Here is a 16,990-nt window from a genome sequence, read left to right on the forward strand (position 1 = left end):
AGATTATTTAGGATTTTATTGGGATTTTTATAAGAGGAAGGAGTGACTTACGGGTATTAGGTGGTTTTCTTAAATGGTTAACAAATTCTATCTTCTTATATTGTCTCACTAAAGGTATCCTTCTGTTTTTTTATATTCAGTACCTTTCGGGTGCTGATAGAAGATTACCATCTTCATCATCAACTGAAACTTCGTTAATTGCCTTACTACATTTAACAACTAATTGTATTATATTTTTTTCTTGAATAAACCTTCCTGATAATTCAATCCCAAGTTCTTATTTTTACAATCAATGAAATAATTCCGCCTTATCTCCTTATCACCAATTTAATGAGGGATTCATTTTGCTGTTATAAGTGATTGATTTCTAATTAATTTTTAAAGCTATAGTTTGAATACCTTTTTCAATTACTGGTATCTGGTAGTTACACAATCATCGAAACTCGCAATATATGCACAACCTGAATCATTTGGTGAGAGATTGTTAAATAATTGTCTAATCGTAGCATGTGCTACTTGATTATTTAGGCTATTCATATACATTACCTCAAAAAGAATTTTATTAATATTTTTACCATGAAGGGTATTGCCACATTATAAAGCTTCACACAGTGTGAACCTCATGTTTTTTTGTATTATCTATACAAAAATGATAAATAAGAGGGCAAAGTCTTTAAGGTGGTGGATATTGTTAGCGCCAAAAAGTATCTTCATCAATTCTCTACTAATCTAAGTAAAGTCAGCCCTTGAAAAATTTGGTTAGTTTTTATGGTCATACCAAATCCAGTGACATATTCATGTCAAAAGGAACTCCCTAATCGCCTTTATTGGTATTTAGAAGCTCCTTTTAATTTAGTTCATATAAACACTAGACAATATTCTGGTTTATTTTATTATGATATTGTTTATTTTTATCCCTTAGTTTTTATCTTATTGCATACAAGCACATAGTATGGTCAAGATAATAAATCCTGTCTTCCTCCACCATTGTCTCTGCAATCTAAACCGAATTCCAAGCCGCTCTTTTTAACAAGTTATCTGATACAATCCAAAGATGGAAACCTTTTGAACACCATTATTTATAAAGAGTCATGCTATTTATCATAAATTAGACGGGTATCCCCCGTGTTGCAATCTTTCCTTACGCTTTTAGAAGAGCAGAAGGGCCCATGGATGAATGAATAGAGTCAAAGTAAAGAATAGATCGCTTTATATAAACCAGATGGCGGTTCTCATCCGCATTCTAACTATTCTATAAATCCAGAAGGTAAGAAAAAACTCTTAAATTAAGATAGTAAATTTGCGAACATGCTATCTTATGTGATAAAAATAATGTACAGTCATTTGTTTGATTGGAAATTTTGTTAAATGGGAGAGAATAAAATGAATAAAACTGATCTAATTAATAGTGTTGCCGAAGCAACAGAACTGACTAAAAAAGATGCTACTAAAGCGGTTGACGCTTTATTTAGCACAATTGAAACAGCTCTTAAAAACGGAGATAAAGTTTCTCTAATCGGTTTTGGTAACTTTGAAGTTCGTGAACGTGCCGCTCGTAAAGGACGGAACCCCCAAACTGGTGAAGAGATTGAAATAGCAGCTAGTAAAATGCCTGCATTTAAACCAGGTAAATCATTAAAAGAAATCGTGAAATAAAAAGTAAGTCCATCTTATGCGGTAATAGATATATTTGGTATTAACTGTAATAAAAAAGCTGCATTTATTTTTAGTTAAATGCGGCTTTTTATTGTTCCATTACTTTATTCAATTTTTTTGTTAAAATGACTTCCTCAAGGAAAGCCTCACAATCAAACTTGTTAATATTCAACTGTATAATATTTTTCCACATAAGGGACATCAAATTGATACCCATTCGTATGAGCCCAGTCATATAAAGCACTATGAGCATAACTTATACTGTCATTAAAACCTATATATATGGTATAGATATAATTTGCTTCCTCAAAAAATTTTATTCTAGTATCCTTACTCCCTCCTCCATTGAATGAAAAATCACAAAATGTTTTCCTTCAAAATTGGATTCGATTTATTTATGGATATAAGAAGTAATGTTAATCCTTTATCTTATATACATTTCTATACAAGGTTTCTCTATAAAGAATAAACTCCTCGTCCGTTAAAAGTTGAGGATAGCTCATGAGTTTAAGCGGTAAATTATCTTGTCCTTTTTGAAGAGGAGGCTGTACATATTCGAAAGGATTGAGGTGAAAACCCAATCGCTCATAAAAGCCTATTCTCCGTTGTGCCAATTCCGTGTCAGGATGCTCTACTTCCAATAGAACAGGCTTTTTTAACTCTTCCAAATACGCAGTCATCATTTTTCCACCTACTCCACTTCCACGCATAATTGGATTGACAGCAATATGTTCCACAAATCGGAACAAAGGAAATTCCCATGCAGCTAAAAAAGCTACAATTTGGTTGTTGTTATCCGATTCCGTAATGAGACGGTAATGTGGATCGGCCATTAGCTCCTTCTGTCCCCCATAAGTTCTTCGCTCGCTTTCTGGGAATGATACTTCCATAAGCGCGAAAATTTTATCAAACTCACTTTCGTTCATAATCACATTTCTCCTTTATCTAAGACGCTTTATAATAAATTCTATTGTCTCAACCAAATTGCATTTTTCCTCACTTTTGCTTTATAAGTCGATTATGCCAAGAACCCATATAGGTTTCCCGTTTAAGTTCATTACTCTATAATCCAAGCCCACTTGTCCAACAAGTTGATTTTTGTCATCGATTGCTATGAACCTAAAATGAGGTAATTGCTTAAAGTAAATACTATCTTTTGGATAATCTTCTGTAAAGCATTCTACTAATAATTGTTGTTTTTTAGTTATTAATTGACCATTATTTCATATTCAAATTTTTTCAATTTCCAATCTAGTTTCCCCTTATTGATTGTCTAAGAAATTAATACTCATTTATTATCTCTTAAATCAATTTCGCCTTGGTGTATTTCATTATGTAGTGAAAACTAAAAATCAGTGGGGTTTTTTCATTCCAACTGATTATTAGTTTTCACTAATCGGGCTTTAACGGGTAGCCCCACCTACTTTCTCTGTTTTCGTTGAATTTTGAGGTGGAAGTCTTACTGCCCGTAAAAGAATATTATAAAGCTTCACACATTGTGAACCTCAAGATTTTTCCTGAAAAAAGGACACCCCAAGCCTTTACTTGATCATAGGCACAATCTAAAAAAGCTTTGGCTATTTTTTATGACAATACATTTATGTTTTCTATTGTAGTAAATTTCTCGATAAAGAGAAATATGGGTATCTTAGCTGTAAATCAGTCTACCCCTTCGATTAATCTCCTGTTTCTAAAATTTCTGTTCAGTTCTTTTATTCAAATAGTTCTTGCTTTCTCTAAGAAATCCAGTGTTATAATAAGTGACAAACAATGGAAAGTAGAGGGATCCAGAATGAAAATTCTTATTATTGGAGGAACTAATTTTATCGGGCCATACGTAATTCGCCAACTTCATGATATGGGTTATCATGATATTACCTTATTCCATCGTGGCAAAACTGAAGTCGACCTGCCTTTCACTGTAAAGCATATATATGGGGACAAAATGCACTTGGAGCAACATAAGGCGGCATTTCAATCCTTGTCTCCCGATGTTGTAGTAGATATGATCGCTTACACAGAAACAGATATCGAGCCAATATTGCATACATTCCGCGGCATTACGAAACGGCTTGTGATGATCAGTAGTCAGGATGTTTATCGTGCCTATGGTGTAGTCAGACAGGCTGACAATGGACCGTTAGAACCGTTGCCGATTTCGGAAGATTCTGCAGTTAGAAACAATCGTTACCCATACCAAGACCCTGCCAAGAATCCCGATGATTGGTGCAATCGTTATGACAAAATCCCTCTAGAAGAGATAGTCATGAACGACCCTTACCTAACAGCAACCGTTGTACGCCTACCTGCAGTTTACGGACCAAACGATCCGCAGCATAGACTGTTTCATTATTTCAAATTAAAACCATTGCATAATGACCGTCCATTTATTTTACTGGATGAAGGTTATGCAAATTGGCATTGGTCACACGGATATGTGGAAGATGTTGCTTATGGTATTGCGTTAGCTATTACGAATGAGCGTGCAGCGGGACGCATCTACAACATAGCAGAGCTGCAGACTAGAACGATGCTAGATTTCATTCAGGCTATTGGTGATCAGCTGGATTGGCAGGGTGAAATCATCCAAGTCCCATCCGGGCACCTTCCAGATGAGCTAGGTATCCCCTTGCGCACACAACAAAATATCATCGTCGAATCCAGTCGAGTTCGGGAGGAACTAGGCTACCGAGAAACTTTCTCCTTTAAGGAAGGATTAAAAAAAACAATTGAATGGGAATTGGCCCATTTGCCAGAGGAGATTGATCATGATCATGATAATGACGATGCGACGCTCAATGAATTACGTAAAGCTGGTGTGATCAGTACTAATCAATTTTCATGAGAAGACGGTGAAATCCTCGATGAAATGAATGGATTACCTTGGAAGAAACGCTAGTTATGAACCTGATATGGGAGTTTACGCATGATTGATGACCCTTTAAAGCATCTACTTCTCCTCATTACATCGACTCGGTCCATTCTCGTATAGTTATAATCGTATATGGTTACGATTGTATAAAAAAAAATAACTGGGTATATAGATTACTTCTATACCTAGTTATTTATTTACCTCCGAACTATTGATGAAAACTACTTGACGTGTAAGAAGAAATTGTTATAATGAACAAGAATATATGAATATATGAATAGATAATCATGTATTAATATTAAAATAGGAAGTGAGATAAAGAGATGTTAGATATTATTGTTATTGGTGCTGGCCAAGCTGGATTAAGTATGGGGTATTATTTGCAACAAGGAGGCTATAATTTTGTAATACTTGATGGAGAAAAAAGAATTGGAGATACATGGAGAAATAGGTATGATTCCTTGATCCTATTTACACCTAAATCATATAGTTCACTGCCAGGGATGAGATTGGAAGGAGATGGAAACGCATTGCCTACAAAGGATGAAATCGCGGATTATCTTGAAGCATATGCTAACCGTTTTTTGTTACCGGTGAAAATGGAGACAACTGTACTTAAAGTACAAAAAATAAAAAGTACATTTGAAGTCTTTACCGATAAGGGGATATTTCATTCTAAACATGTTATCATCGCATCTGGTGCTTTTCAGAGGCCATTCATTCCTTCAATTTCCCAAAGTCTTTCACAAGAGGTGTTTCAAATTCATTCTTCCCAATACCAATCACCTGAGATGATTCCAGATGGTCCTGTTCTTGTGATTGGAGGAGGAAATTCTGGTACGCAAATTGCGACTGAACTTGCAGAAAAGAGGGAAGTAACCATTGCTATTAGCCATTCATTTAAATTTTTACCACTTAATATTATGGGCAAAAGCATTTTTTACTGGTTAGAAAAGATTGGTCTCTTATATGCAGGAACTGATACAAGGCGCGGATCATGGTTTCGAAAACAAAGTGACCCTATTTTTGGTCTTGAATTAAAGCATCTGATTCGTAAAGAGAAAATTAATATTAAACCAAGAGTCATACAAACACAAGGAAGAGAAATAACTTTTAGCGATCATAGTAAAAGAAACGTGCAAAATATTATTTGGTCAACAGGATTTGTTCCTGACTACAAATGGATAGACATAGAGGGAATTTTAGATGCAAATGGTTTTCCTCTTCATAAAAGAGGTGTGAGTCCAACACAAGGGTTATATTATATTGGACTACCGTGGCAACATCAAAGAGGATCGGCACTTATTTGTGGAGTAGGAAAAGATGCTGAGTTTTTATATTCGGTTCTGAAAAAGATGATTTAAGTTTTTCAATTTCGCCTTGGCGTAATTGATAATTGATTGTCCACCCTATACATATTAGTTTCATTAATAATCTCTTCTTAACTGTTGCTCTAAGTACCAACATTATATCAACCTAGATTATTCATCAACATATACAAAATCCCAAGGAAAAGACGACCATAGCTTTTCCTTGGGATACTCTTTTTCACTTAAAACATGAAAAAAGAATGTCAACAAAGGAATCTATTTTCAACTATAGAATTAGTTTTGCCTATTCTATATTTTCTTGGTTTAGTCCGAGTCAAAGTCATCATTTGGAAGGCTCCTTTCTATTTTTTCATTGCTAATAAAAAATATCTGTCGTTTGTTGTTAATTATATTATATCATTTAAACAAATTATTTCAGAAAGTGACAACTTTTTGCAGAATTTTAAGCATTATATTCCCTTTTTGGTCCTCTCAAATTGGAATTCATCACGCCAATCCCATTTGAAACGTTTATATTCACCTTTTGGCGGATTTTTTTGACATAGTAGTTTATATTTTTGTGGAATAATATTTTATATTTTATATAAAGTTATGTAAAACATTCTCAATAATATAGTTTGCTCTTTGTTTAATCCCCATTCTAGGAACTTCAATTAGTTCATAATCAAGTTGTTTATAAGTATCAATCATTACATAATAAGTTTCTACTGCTTCGTCAAAATCCTGTTTTCTTTCTTGATCATTAATATATATTTCTTCCCAAGGTGGTAATATCATAACATGTTTGTTATACCTGTATTTCCGAGCTGTATGTTCAAGTTTTTCTGAAATTGGGAGATTAATTAAGTGTGAATAGCCAAGTGTATCTGGAATGCCTCTATCAAAAAACAAGGGTTGGTTTATAGGATTCGATACTGCTGATAGATAACTATCCACTGATTTATCTAACATTAGATCCCGATATTTCTTTACATTCTTCCAAGGTAGTGAATCACCATTAGAAGAAACCTGTGTTTGAATGATTTCTCTTGCTACTTCAGCAACGAACTTATAGCCGTTTTTCTGTATTTCTTCCAATACTGTAGTTTTACCGGAACCAGGTCCACCAGTTATTACAAAAAAATCATCTCTATATAATTTATTATTAGTCATATAGAAGTCTCCTCCTTCGATTTTTAGCTTTGAATGTACATAATATAATTCATTTATAATATTATTTAATCAATCAAACGAAAATTAATTTCAACAATTGCAACGTAAAAATAAATTTTCAAAAAACATCGCCATGGATATGGAGAACGAATGTTGAAGCAAAAAAGAAAAACTCTCCTTTATATGTTTAAGTCTTATGCAATCCCTATGGAATTTGGATATTAATTCTATTACGGGGCCCGTTTTCACTACAAACTAAATGGTGCATGCTACACATGTGGAGTGTCTAAGAGATATAAGTGATGCAAAATTATATACCATTTACTCTCCAAATGATTATCCAAACATAAAAGGCATACTTCGAGGTAGGATTAACACAAACGTTATTATAGAGCTTTATTTTTTGATGAAAGTGATAAATTTAGAGAACGTGGCATACAAGATCAATTACCGATTCAAATAGATTACCCGTTATTTCAACTAAGACGCTTAAATAAAAATTAATACTATAGCAAAAGCCAAATTCCTTAAGGTACAGGTATTTGGCTTTTTTAGTATCGTTTTTGCTAAGCGTACAAAATTTCCTGAATGTAGGCTGCATTCCTTTTATAGCTTGGTCTACTATATATATTTCAAAATTCAACGAACTATTATTGAGTGACACTAGTTTTTCACTTGAATTACCTATTTCAGAATTAAAAATTATTTTACTTTTAGTAATTCCTTTCTCATAGCGAATCATTGGAAACAACTTTTCTACCTTTTTATTAGATTTTCCTGGTAGGATTATCTTGTCAAGATTCTTAATCTTGTATCTGCCACCATAAGAATCTTTGAACTCTTGTTCCAGCCTGTTTTTCCATCCAGTTGTGTTAAAGTGATATTCAACCAAGAATATCGTAAAAGGAAAATGCGGATCAAGACGACTCCCCAGTTTTTAACAACGTTAAGAAATGTTCAGTCGTCTAAAAGAATCCAATTAGACCATTTTCACCGAATTGAAATGGTATTCTCCTAGTAATTTAATATGTTCCCAGCCTAAAAGATGACATCTGGTACAATAAGTCTTCATTAAAACTCGAACATTTTGCATGTGATTTTTTCGTAGTCTTCTCCACTATATTTTTAAAACAAATTTATAGTTTGGTAGGTAATGAATTTAAAAATTTCACCCGATTTTTATTCTTACCTATAGATACATATCCACAGTGTATCCATTGAATGTTTTTCATTCCTACAGCTTTCAATGTAGCATTAATAAAAGATTTTTTTATACCATTACCTCCTAAAAATTGAATATACCATTTAGGAGCTTGGCCGGTTGTGATAACTTTTACTGAATGGATATTATTTAGTAGCCCTTTCATTGTTCCATTCTTATTTTCAATATAAGCAAAATCTTTTAGAAGTACTTTATCTAGAAATCCTTTTAATATAGCTGGAACATTATACCACCAGATTGGAAATATAAAAATTACCTCATTACTAGACTTTAACATTGACTGATACTTACCCACTAATTCATTACCATACTTACCCTTCGAATATAATTTCAACTCACTTGCGTGATAAGTTGGATCAAACTTATCTTGATACAAATCAATCAATTGAAACTGTTTATTTCTTTCCTTAAATGTATCTACTACTTTAGATAAAATTGCATGATTATAACTTCCATCCCATGGGTGAACATATATTATAGTTTTCATACTTTTTCTCCTTTACCTTTTAATTAAGGCGGTTACCAAATATGTTTTGGTGCACACGTTTGCACCTATTGAGCAGAAAAACTCAAGGTTAGCAATTATTTAAGAGTTTTTCTAATTGATCAGTCGTAAATTTAAACTTATCAAATATCATTTTGCTATTTACATCGTAGAAAATATTTCTGCCTATTTTAGTTTTTGAAACGATTTCAAATCTATGCATTAAATCTAAATGTCTTGAAATAACCGATCTATCCTGTGGGAGATTTTCAGCAATTTCAGTTATATTTTTCGCTCCATAAACAGCTAAATATCTAATAATTTCAATTCTAACAGGATCAAATAATGTTTTATAAAAGTCAAAATCAATAGCATTATTAATTTCGTTTGAACATTTAAGTTTTTCATCCCTACTCATTTTTGTCTCACCACCTGTACATATAATATATGCATGAACATGCACATGTCAAATCTAAAGATTGAGAAATCTATTTAAATATTGTATGAAAGCATATATTCAAACGTCAAAACAGCCTCTAGCGCCCACCGAACCTCGAAAAAGCAGACGTATTTGTCCACTCTTTTTTTCAACGTTCCCCGGCATAGAAGAATCATCAATTACATTATTTTATATAAATCAAAATATAATTAAAATATTAGGGTTGAACGAGTTTTTTAATATCTTTATTTTTTATGATAAGTCAACGCCATTTGAATACAAATTGTTAATTCTTCAATTGGTAGCTCACTGTTAACTGAAAGTAAGATTACTCTGTTCTTAGAAAAGTCTAGAGAGTTACCAAATAGTTCTCTCCATTCTTCAACTAAAGTTGTTTGACAATGTACGAAAAGACCTATTTGTGATTCTGAAAAACGATCGATTCTAATAGGTGTACCGTTTTTGGATGAAAAAGATAATTGTTTCCACTTTAAATTCTCTTGAATAGTTATATCTCCCAAATTATTAGCAACATTCATAATCAATTGTTTGAGTTCGATTAGCTTTTCTTGTTGTAAATCAGTATAATCATTGTATATTTCAAGAATATTATAGTTTTTATTCATCATGTTTATAGCCCACCTTAATAGCTTAACTGATTTTAGAAATATTCAAAAATACCTATCTCTAAAATTATTTAAAATTAAATACTGAATTAACAATTACCACTCTCTACCTCGATTGGTTTTCCAATCATACGGTAAAATTTCTTTCAATAAAACAAACGTGTCATTTTCAACCTCTACAACAGCTTCTAAATTTTCTTTTGAAAGCTGACTGATCAATTCACGGCACCTTCCACATGGAGGAACAGCATTTCCTTCGGTGTCCACTGCTACAAAAGCTTTTATTTGATACTCACCATGTTTCAACATGTCTGCAACGGCTGCATGCTCTGCACAAAAACCCATAGAACAAGCTGTATCTAAGCTAATCCCTGTATATATATTACCATCTACGGTTTCAATGGCTGCACCAACACCTCCGTACGCTACAAAATCATTTAATTCTGTTGGTGAAGTAATTGTAGTTGCGATCTTTTTTAACTCTTTATGATTCATAAATTATAACTCCATCCTTTTTGGTATATTAATTTCTATTAGGAAGTATCAATTGGAATGTGTGAAACAATTAAGTTGTTTAAAATTCAATGGTTATTTTTAAATTAATCAAATTGACTGTCGATGAAATGCTCAATCAGTGGAGTCAGGAGAAATCACATCCCACTTTCCAAAAAGTGTCAAACCCGCTGCTTTAGCAAGCAACGCAGATGCCTGGTTATCAAGCTGACATCGGTACTGGGGTTCATATCCCTGATTACAGGCGTATTTGCAGATTGCACGTACCACTTTGCGGGCGTGACCTTTTCCTCTAAAAGGAGCCAGAGTCAGTACACCGAGATCCGCAATTTGTGAATTCTCCCAGGGATACATGCTGGCGGCGCTGACCAGGCGGTCTTGATCAAAAGAGCCGAACACCGCCCAGTGATCCAATTCCACATAAGCATCATCCAAGTCTTGTTCTGAGGCAGAGGACTGGAACTCGGAGAAAACAGTGTCATCTTCCTCTGTTAATTGGCGTAAGCCACCATCCAAGTTCTCTTGTAGTAAAACCTTTTTATCTGTTTCTGAAAAATAAAAAAGATAATCTGCGCCATGCAGAGTGACTCCCGCTTCATTCAATTTCTGGCGGAAGGTCCGCTCAGACAGATCTTGTCCTTGATGTAGGCCTATCTTATCTGCCATAGCAGGCGTCAGGACCGCCATAACCCGGCCGTCGGAGGTTTCTAGAACCATGACTCGACTGTCTTCGCTCAGATTAGGATTGATGGCGACAGTAAAAACTTCATCGCTATAGAGAACGTCTCCGTTCAAGAATTGTCCTCGCCAAAAGTCAGTTATCGTTTGAGGAAATAAAGACATACTTATTACCTCCCGTAATTGATATTCTGTTTAATAGTACCATAAAAACTCTGAATTTTTCTATTATATTTTTTTCTAAACCGTGATGTCGATAATGTTCATCAACCCATAACTATACTAATTTGAATACTACATATGTTTTACCTTCTATAAAATTGACAACTCGCTAAGTAGTTCGAGAACTTGCTTTCTAAAATATGGTATCATTCGTAGCAAGTTTTGTTTCCAATTCTTCTTCTACCTCCGTGTGTAGTAAATGTGTCCCTTGTTAGATTGATGTCGAAGTAACTCCTGCCTTACCTTTATCGTCATTACCCGACATCATTGATACTATGCGGCAATCAGACTTCCTGCTGTTGGAATAAAGTAAAATTTGATCAAAAATATCGAATAAATCTGCATTTTACAGTAAATAAGAAACCTCCGGTAGAAGCGAGAGATACTTACTTTGGATTAGTGTAAGTGAAATTCACTTTTGAATATTTCTTCGCGAGTTTTTCCAATGCTTGACCGTCATCAAATTCCTTAATATATCGGTTGAAAAATGCCAAGCTAAATTCATTAATGATTTGGTGTGTTTCTTTAGGGTCGCAATCTCCTTCACGTAATATAAGATGCTAATGGTTTGCTTCCATCATCTTTTGCAGGGTACCACAATTGGACCATTAACTCTCGTTTATCTTTAGGTTTTTTTGTATACCATTCCTCTCGATTTAAATCTACCCAGTGATATACTGTTGTGCCAACTGCATAAGAACCTGTTGGTTTTTCAAAATTAATCATAGGCATAATTAAAGGTAATGTAACAGTGATACATAAATAAATGCGTCCTCCTTTTTGTTTTTTACGACGAGCCAAGCCATAGTAAGCTCCTAAAACTACAGGTGATAAATAAGCAGGAATCATTTGCAAACGGTATGCTTCTATACCGATATGAGTAAAAAAAGTAACGATAAATAAAATGAGGTTTGCTAATACAGTTTCAACATTTGGTGCAGTTAATGAAATGATATCAAAAATATGCAGAGTATCTTCCTCTTCCTTCATTAGGACAATCGTTTCTAATTCTTCAGTATAGAAAATAGCTTCCTGTTAATACTAATGTGAAATACAGATAACTTCCCCTAGTGAATTACGAATCAAATGGATATCATCTAAGTTCGCCATAAATGAATTATAAAGCTTCACACTGTGTGAAACTCAAGTCTTTGTGTATTGTCGCTTTCCATACAGAAAAAGAAAAGAGGGAAAACCCCTACAAGGTTATTGTAATTGCTTGGCAAACAAGTTTCTTTATCTCGCCTATACCATTCTAAGTAAAAAGCCTCACTTCCAAACCTAAAAATTAAAAAAGCATTAGTAGGTTTTTGTAGCGATACTAACTTCACATATTTATATTTATCCAATGTAATAAACTTATCTAAATAATATTTTTAAATAAAGGGCCATCTACGATATCCACTTGAATGAACTCAGTCATATAAAGCACTGTTATCATAACTAGAACGGTCAAATATGCCTTTATAATCTATAATGGATTCATTTGATTTACTGATTTTTGAAGTTAATAGATTAACAACTTTAAACTATCATCACTGACAAATTTTCTTATGTATAAAAGCAAAAAATGGTTTCCTTACGCCCAAAAATATCATTTGTATTCTATATCAATTATTTCTTCATGCAAGCATTGGTGTTCATAATCTTTAATATAATTAAAAGTTACGAACTTTTTTAACGCCTCTTCTTTAGAATCCGCTTTGACTTCCATGATATATTCGCATTCTTTTATATATTTAATTTTATAAATTGTCATGATCCTTCTCTCCTTCTTTATTTTTTTCTAAGTTTCTTATATATTCTTTGAATCTTTATTGCATTGTGAGGACTTTTTTCTTACCACTTGAAAATCACATACATTAAGACTCTTTAATAGATATAATACCATCTTTTATTTACATTAGAATAATGAATTGCTCATATATATTATTTTTTCATTAAAACATAATAAATCTAAATAAATTAATTGACAAAATATTTATTTGAACATACATCGTTATATGTACATATATTCACGCAATAATATTAAGGAGTTACGAATGATTTATGATGTTAATGTAATTATAGCTGCCAAGCCGACTTATCTATGAAGCATTACTTAAAGAATTCTTGATTTACCTTTGTAACTTCGTAGAGGATTTGCTCTTGGATGAAGGAGACGATGCTAATGGAAGTATACCTAATAATATTGAGTTAAGAAAAATTATTACAACCATCATGAATGTCGATGGAGTAAAATAACAAAAGAGTCTTTATTTTACCCCTATGGGAAACTATTTAAAAAAAGGATGATGAAAAGAAACAAGGATTTGATGAGACTATTAAAACTTTTGAAGTTATATATGAAATGTATCGTAAACTTGATTATGAACAAATAAAAGTCTCTAAAGACCATGTTTGTGATCGAGCCAATTTTGTCCTTGAGAGTATCAAGTCATGGGGAGTATTTTAAGAAAAGCATTGCTCTTTCTGCTCGTAAATTGAAAAAGGAACAGTGTCAATACTGTTCCTTTTACATATTATTAAACTTCAGCGCACCAAAGTTCAATTTCAATTTTCAATTCAGGCCATCCTAATGCAGAAATATACGCAACTGTCATAGATGGAAATGCAGTTCCAAATAACTCATCCCACTGAGGATAAAAATGATCCCAATCTATTTCTTCTGTTGCCCAAATGTTAACCTTTATAACGTTCTCTTCAGTAAATCCTTCTGATTCAAGTACCTTTTTTATGTTTGCAAAAGTATTTGTTATTTGGTCGTTTAAACTTGAAGGAACATTACCATCCATATCAGTTCCTACTTGACCAGAGGTTACAACTAAACTCGCACCTTTTGGCACTCTAGTGATATGACTGTAGTTGCCTACTGGTTTAGGCATAAACTCTGGATTTGTTCTAGTGATTTTTTGCACAATATTACCTCACTTACTATAAATTATTTACTGATTTTCTTAATAAATTAGACAGACTTCACCAATTTCTGAAAATCTAAAAGAAAACAGCAGTAGAGTATCCATAGCCCCTAGGTAAAAACATAAGTATTTTTTTCTTCATGACTTGAACACTCCCTTTCTTTATAGTGTGCGATAATACAAATTTTATCTTTTGTAAAAGTTTATTGATCAAATCATAAAACTGATAATATCATGACCCCAAACCTTTGTCTACTATCAAAACACGGAAAAGATAAATATATAAATTCTATAGATATTCGATGATGTTACGTGTCCTTATCGATGCTGTTTAATATAAATTACCGTATATAACATATGATCCAGTTAATATAGAAAGCTAATTTCTTCATTTATCGCTTAAAAGTTATGCCTTATTACAACACAATGCCAGTATACCATTAAAGAGCACCTGATTGTTGAATAACAGTAATTTATTGATAGTTATGTTCAGTACTACCGATACTAATTAAAGCAGATATTGTACATAAACTTCTTCTGGATGTTAAAGTAGGATCTCCCCATATTTTTTCGAAAATTATATTTTAGCTATAATCAACAAAATCCGGAGCTCATTTTCTTAAGTATATTGAAAACATTAGAAAGTAAACATTAGAAAGTAATCATTTTCAGAAACTCCAAAACATTCAAGTGTTTTTCAGGTTAATTACTATTGTGAAATATATAAAACTTCATATAATTTAAGGTGGTCTGATGAGTCAATTTTTGGTTTTTCTTGATAAAAACTGAATTGGCTATAGCCCCACTTATCTGGATTATAAACCAATAAATCCCCTAAACTTTTTTCTACATTTTTCACATATTGATTAATAGGATTAAATGGTGTTTTGGTTAATGTTATGCTTTCTGGAATATTTCCTACATATTCAACTACATATCTACTTTTATTAAAATCTTTGCCTAAATTAATAGATAAAGGAACACCGATATTAATTTGTTGCCACCCAAAGGATTTTAAAATATTGTCATAAAAGCCCTCAAAGATAAATTTGTTCATTCCTTGATAGTTATTCCAAATATATAACGGTGCATAGGAATTGTATAAGTTTTCATTTTCCTCTGCCTTGGTGATTAAATACGCTTTAAAATTAAGCCCTGGAAAACCATTCGTTTTATGACCATTTTCTTGCACCCTTTTTCTAATAATTCCCATATCATAATCTCTTGGTAAAATTACCTTATATTGCATTCCAATCATGTTTATCACTCACTTTCGTTCTTATATAAATTATGATAATTCGGGAATAAAGCACTGTAAAATAGGTATAAATTATGCCTGATATCATTTATAATGATATCCAATAAGGGGTTGAAATGAATGGAAATAAATGATCTTATCATATTTAAAGAGGTAGCAAATGAAGGTTCAATCAGTAAAGCTGCAAAAGAACTAGGATATGTTCAACCAAATGTAACTGAAAGAATAAAAATATTAGAGCAAGAATTAGGAACACAGCTACTACATAGATATAACAAAGGTATTTCACTATTACCATCAGGTGAAATGTTGCTAGATTACACAAATAAAATATTAAATTTAGTAGATGAAGCAAAAAATGAAATTAAAATGTACGGTAATTCTTATCGAATAGCGACATCACAATCTATTTTGTCAAATTATTTAAGTATGCGTATCAAAGAGAATTTCAGAAATTATCAAATATACATGGAAAATAGTAGTCACCTGCAACAATTATTAAAGAAGCAAAAAGTTGATTTGGTCATAACTTATGGAATTTATTCCGATCCAGCATTTCAAAAAGTATTCAGTACAACTATTTCTATAGGGTTACTAAAAGCAAAAGGAAAATCTAATATTGACTATTCAAAAGAGTACTTTTTTGTTAGCAATGATAAACAATGTCCCTTTAGAAACTATACAATTGAATTCATGAAGGAAAATAATCTCTCTAAAAACCAACTTCAACTGTTAGATTCTTATTCACTTATAGAGGAATACATCACTGAGGGGAATGGGATAGCTTTTTTACCTATTAACAATGATAGATTAGAAAAAATTGAGGAAGTACCAATAGAAAAATTACCTATAAATTTTTTTACAATTCGAGAATCAAAAAAAATGATTCCAAGGGAGCTATTTGATTGATAAATGAGATTTCTTCCAAAATATTACTTGAAAAGAGTACAATTTATGCAACATTCTTTAATCTGCTTTTCAAACATCAGGTGTTCTTTTTATGTTGGAGACAAAAAAATCCCCCTGTAGACAATCATATCTAAAGGGGGATAAAGCTTCGTAACAATTGCGACTTTATTCAAATCATCACCTTTATTTCAAATTCACACTATCATATTCAGGGAGAGTCAGTAAACCAGGCCTTATCTAAATTTCATAAAAGTTGATGGCTAAATTATAAAGCTTCACACAGTGTGAAGGTCAAGTTTTTTCGTATTATATAATTAGCTTTTTTTATAGTAATACCAACTTCAGTGACATATTCATCTTTATCTAATGTAATAAATTCATCTGTATAATATTTTTCCATAAAAGGGCGATCAAATTGATACCCATTCGTGTGAGCCCAGTCATATAATGCCTCACACGGCGTGAAGCTCAAGTCCACTGATTAAAAGTGAAAATGATTTAATTTGTATGGGCTTCATAGAGCTAATTTATCTAATTGCCAATTAAAAAAAAACTCCAAGTCCTTGAAGGGGTGTCGCTTATCAAGAGGAGAAGTTTTAAGCATATTAAATAATTTGTTATAATTGTCTTATTCTAAGTAAAGGAATGAATCTAATGAAAAAAGCTGTCAAATTAGCCTCCTAAATTTAATCTAGTATTTAAATTTTAGG

The 16,990-nt window shown here is 32.5% G+C and carries 17 protein-coding genes and 1 pseudogene; 4 read left to right on the plus strand and 14 right to left on the minus strand.

Translation table 11 applies throughout. From position 1 onward, the window contains the following. Positions 1-408: 408 nt before the first annotated feature. Together ACQKP0_RS15020 and ACQKP0_RS15025 are read right to left on the minus strand one after the other, a co-directional pair. Entirely contained in the window at positions 409-537 is a 129-nt protein-coding gene (locus ACQKP0_RS15020; protein WP_427406669.1) for a hypothetical protein, read from the minus strand. 463 nt (positions 538-1,000) lie between these two features. Further along, positions 1,001-1,069 (minus strand): annotated as a pseudogene (locus tag ACQKP0_RS15025) (Asd/ArgC dimerization domain-containing protein); the annotation flags it as partial. Between the two features lie 314 nt (positions 1,070-1,383). On the opposite strand from ACQKP0_RS15025, the gene ACQKP0_RS15030 reads away from it, so the two are divergent. Beyond that, a complete protein-coding gene (locus tag ACQKP0_RS15030; RefSeq protein WP_427406670.1) occupies positions 1,384-1,656 on the plus strand; it encodes an HU family DNA-binding protein in 273 nt (90 codons plus the stop codon). Positions 1,657-2,072: 416 nt separating this feature from the next. Here the strand turns inward: ACQKP0_RS15030 and ACQKP0_RS15035 are convergent, their stop codons facing one another. Further along, positions 2,073-2,582 (minus strand): GNAT family N-acetyltransferase, encoded by a 510-nt coding sequence (locus tag ACQKP0_RS15035; RefSeq protein ID WP_427406671.1) that lies wholly within the window; start codon positions 2,580-2,582, stop codon positions 2,073-2,075. Between the two features lie 647 nt (positions 2,583-3,229). Between ACQKP0_RS15035 and ACQKP0_RS15040 the strand changes: the two genes are divergently transcribed. Both ACQKP0_RS15040 and ACQKP0_RS15045 read left to right on the plus strand, forming a co-directional pair. Continuing rightward, a complete protein-coding gene (locus tag ACQKP0_RS15040) occupies positions 3,230-4,501 on the plus strand; it encodes an NAD-dependent epimerase/dehydratase family protein (RefSeq protein WP_427406672.1) in 1,272 nt (423 codons plus the stop codon). A gap of 350 nt (positions 4,502-4,851) precedes the next feature. Then, the gene (locus ACQKP0_RS15045; protein WP_427406673.1) at positions 4,852-5,892 is read left to right on the plus strand and encodes a flavin-containing monooxygenase; all 1,041 of its coding nucleotides are present in this window, start codon (positions 4,852-4,854) and stop codon (positions 5,890-5,892) included. 546 nt (positions 5,893-6,438) lie between these two features. On the opposite strand, the gene ACQKP0_RS15050 is transcribed toward ACQKP0_RS15045, so the two are convergent. The 11 genes from ACQKP0_RS15050 to ACQKP0_RS15100 form a co-directional block, all read right to left on the minus strand. Next, on the minus strand, positions 6,439-7,011 hold the full coding sequence (locus ACQKP0_RS15050) for an AAA family ATPase (protein WP_427406674.1): 573 nt from the start codon (positions 7,009-7,011) through the stop codon (positions 6,439-6,441). Between the two features lie 421 nt (positions 7,012-7,432). Continuing rightward, positions 7,433-7,903 carry a hypothetical protein gene (locus ACQKP0_RS15055; protein ID WP_427406675.1) on the minus strand — a complete coding sequence of 157 codons (471 nt, stop codon included), beginning with the start codon at positions 7,901-7,903 and terminating at the stop codon, positions 7,433-7,435. A 244-nt stretch (positions 7,904-8,147) separates the two neighbouring features. Next, a complete protein-coding gene (locus ACQKP0_RS15060) occupies positions 8,148-8,720 on the minus strand; it encodes an NAD(P)H-dependent oxidoreductase (protein ID WP_427406676.1) in 573 nt (190 codons plus the stop codon). 88 nt (positions 8,721-8,808) lie between these two features. Further along, on the minus strand, positions 8,809-9,135 hold the full coding sequence (locus ACQKP0_RS15065; protein ID WP_427406677.1) for an ArsR/SmtB family transcription factor: 327 nt from the start codon (positions 9,133-9,135) through the stop codon (positions 8,809-8,811). Between the two features lie 266 nt (positions 9,136-9,401). Then, entirely contained in the window at positions 9,402-9,785 is a 384-nt protein-coding gene (locus tag ACQKP0_RS15070; RefSeq protein WP_427406678.1) for a hypothetical protein, read from the minus strand. Positions 9,786-9,878: 93 nt separating this feature from the next. Continuing rightward, positions 9,879-10,277, minus strand: coding sequence for a cytidine deaminase family protein (locus ACQKP0_RS15075; RefSeq protein ID WP_427406679.1), 399 nt, complete (start codon positions 10,275-10,277; stop codon positions 9,879-9,881). A 132-nt stretch (positions 10,278-10,409) separates the two neighbouring features. Then, the gene (locus ACQKP0_RS15080) at positions 10,410-11,138 is read right to left on the minus strand and encodes a GNAT family N-acetyltransferase (RefSeq protein WP_427406680.1); all 729 of its coding nucleotides are present in this window, start codon (positions 11,136-11,138) and stop codon (positions 10,410-10,412) included. 600 nt (positions 11,139-11,738) lie between these two features. Continuing rightward, entirely contained in the window at positions 11,739-12,185 is a 447-nt protein-coding gene (locus ACQKP0_RS15085; RefSeq protein WP_427406681.1) for a hypothetical protein, read from the minus strand. 604 nt (positions 12,186-12,789) lie between these two features. Next, a complete protein-coding gene (locus ACQKP0_RS15090) occupies positions 12,790-12,954 on the minus strand; it encodes a hypothetical protein (protein ID WP_427406682.1) in 165 nt (54 codons plus the stop codon). Between the two features lie 766 nt (positions 12,955-13,720). Then, on the minus strand, positions 13,721-14,113 hold the full coding sequence (locus ACQKP0_RS15095; RefSeq protein ID WP_427406683.1) for a RidA family protein: 393 nt from the start codon (positions 14,111-14,113) through the stop codon (positions 13,721-13,723). A gap of 709 nt (positions 14,114-14,822) precedes the next feature. Further along, on the minus strand, positions 14,823-15,371 hold the full coding sequence (locus ACQKP0_RS15100; protein ID WP_427406684.1) for a DUF4865 family protein: 549 nt from the start codon (positions 15,369-15,371) through the stop codon (positions 14,823-14,825). Positions 15,372-15,491: 120 nt separating this feature from the next. Here ACQKP0_RS15100 and ACQKP0_RS15105 point away from each other — a divergent pair, with 120 nt between their 5' ends. Next, a complete protein-coding gene (locus tag ACQKP0_RS15105) occupies positions 15,492-16,280 on the plus strand; it encodes a LysR family transcriptional regulator (protein ID WP_427406685.1) in 789 nt (262 codons plus the stop codon). Positions 16,281-16,990 lie beyond the last annotated feature (710 nt).

The organism is Heyndrickxia sp. NPDC080065 (genome assembly GCF_050281185.1).
Lineage (GTDB): Bacteria > Bacillota > Bacilli > Bacillales > Bacillaceae_C > Heyndrickxia.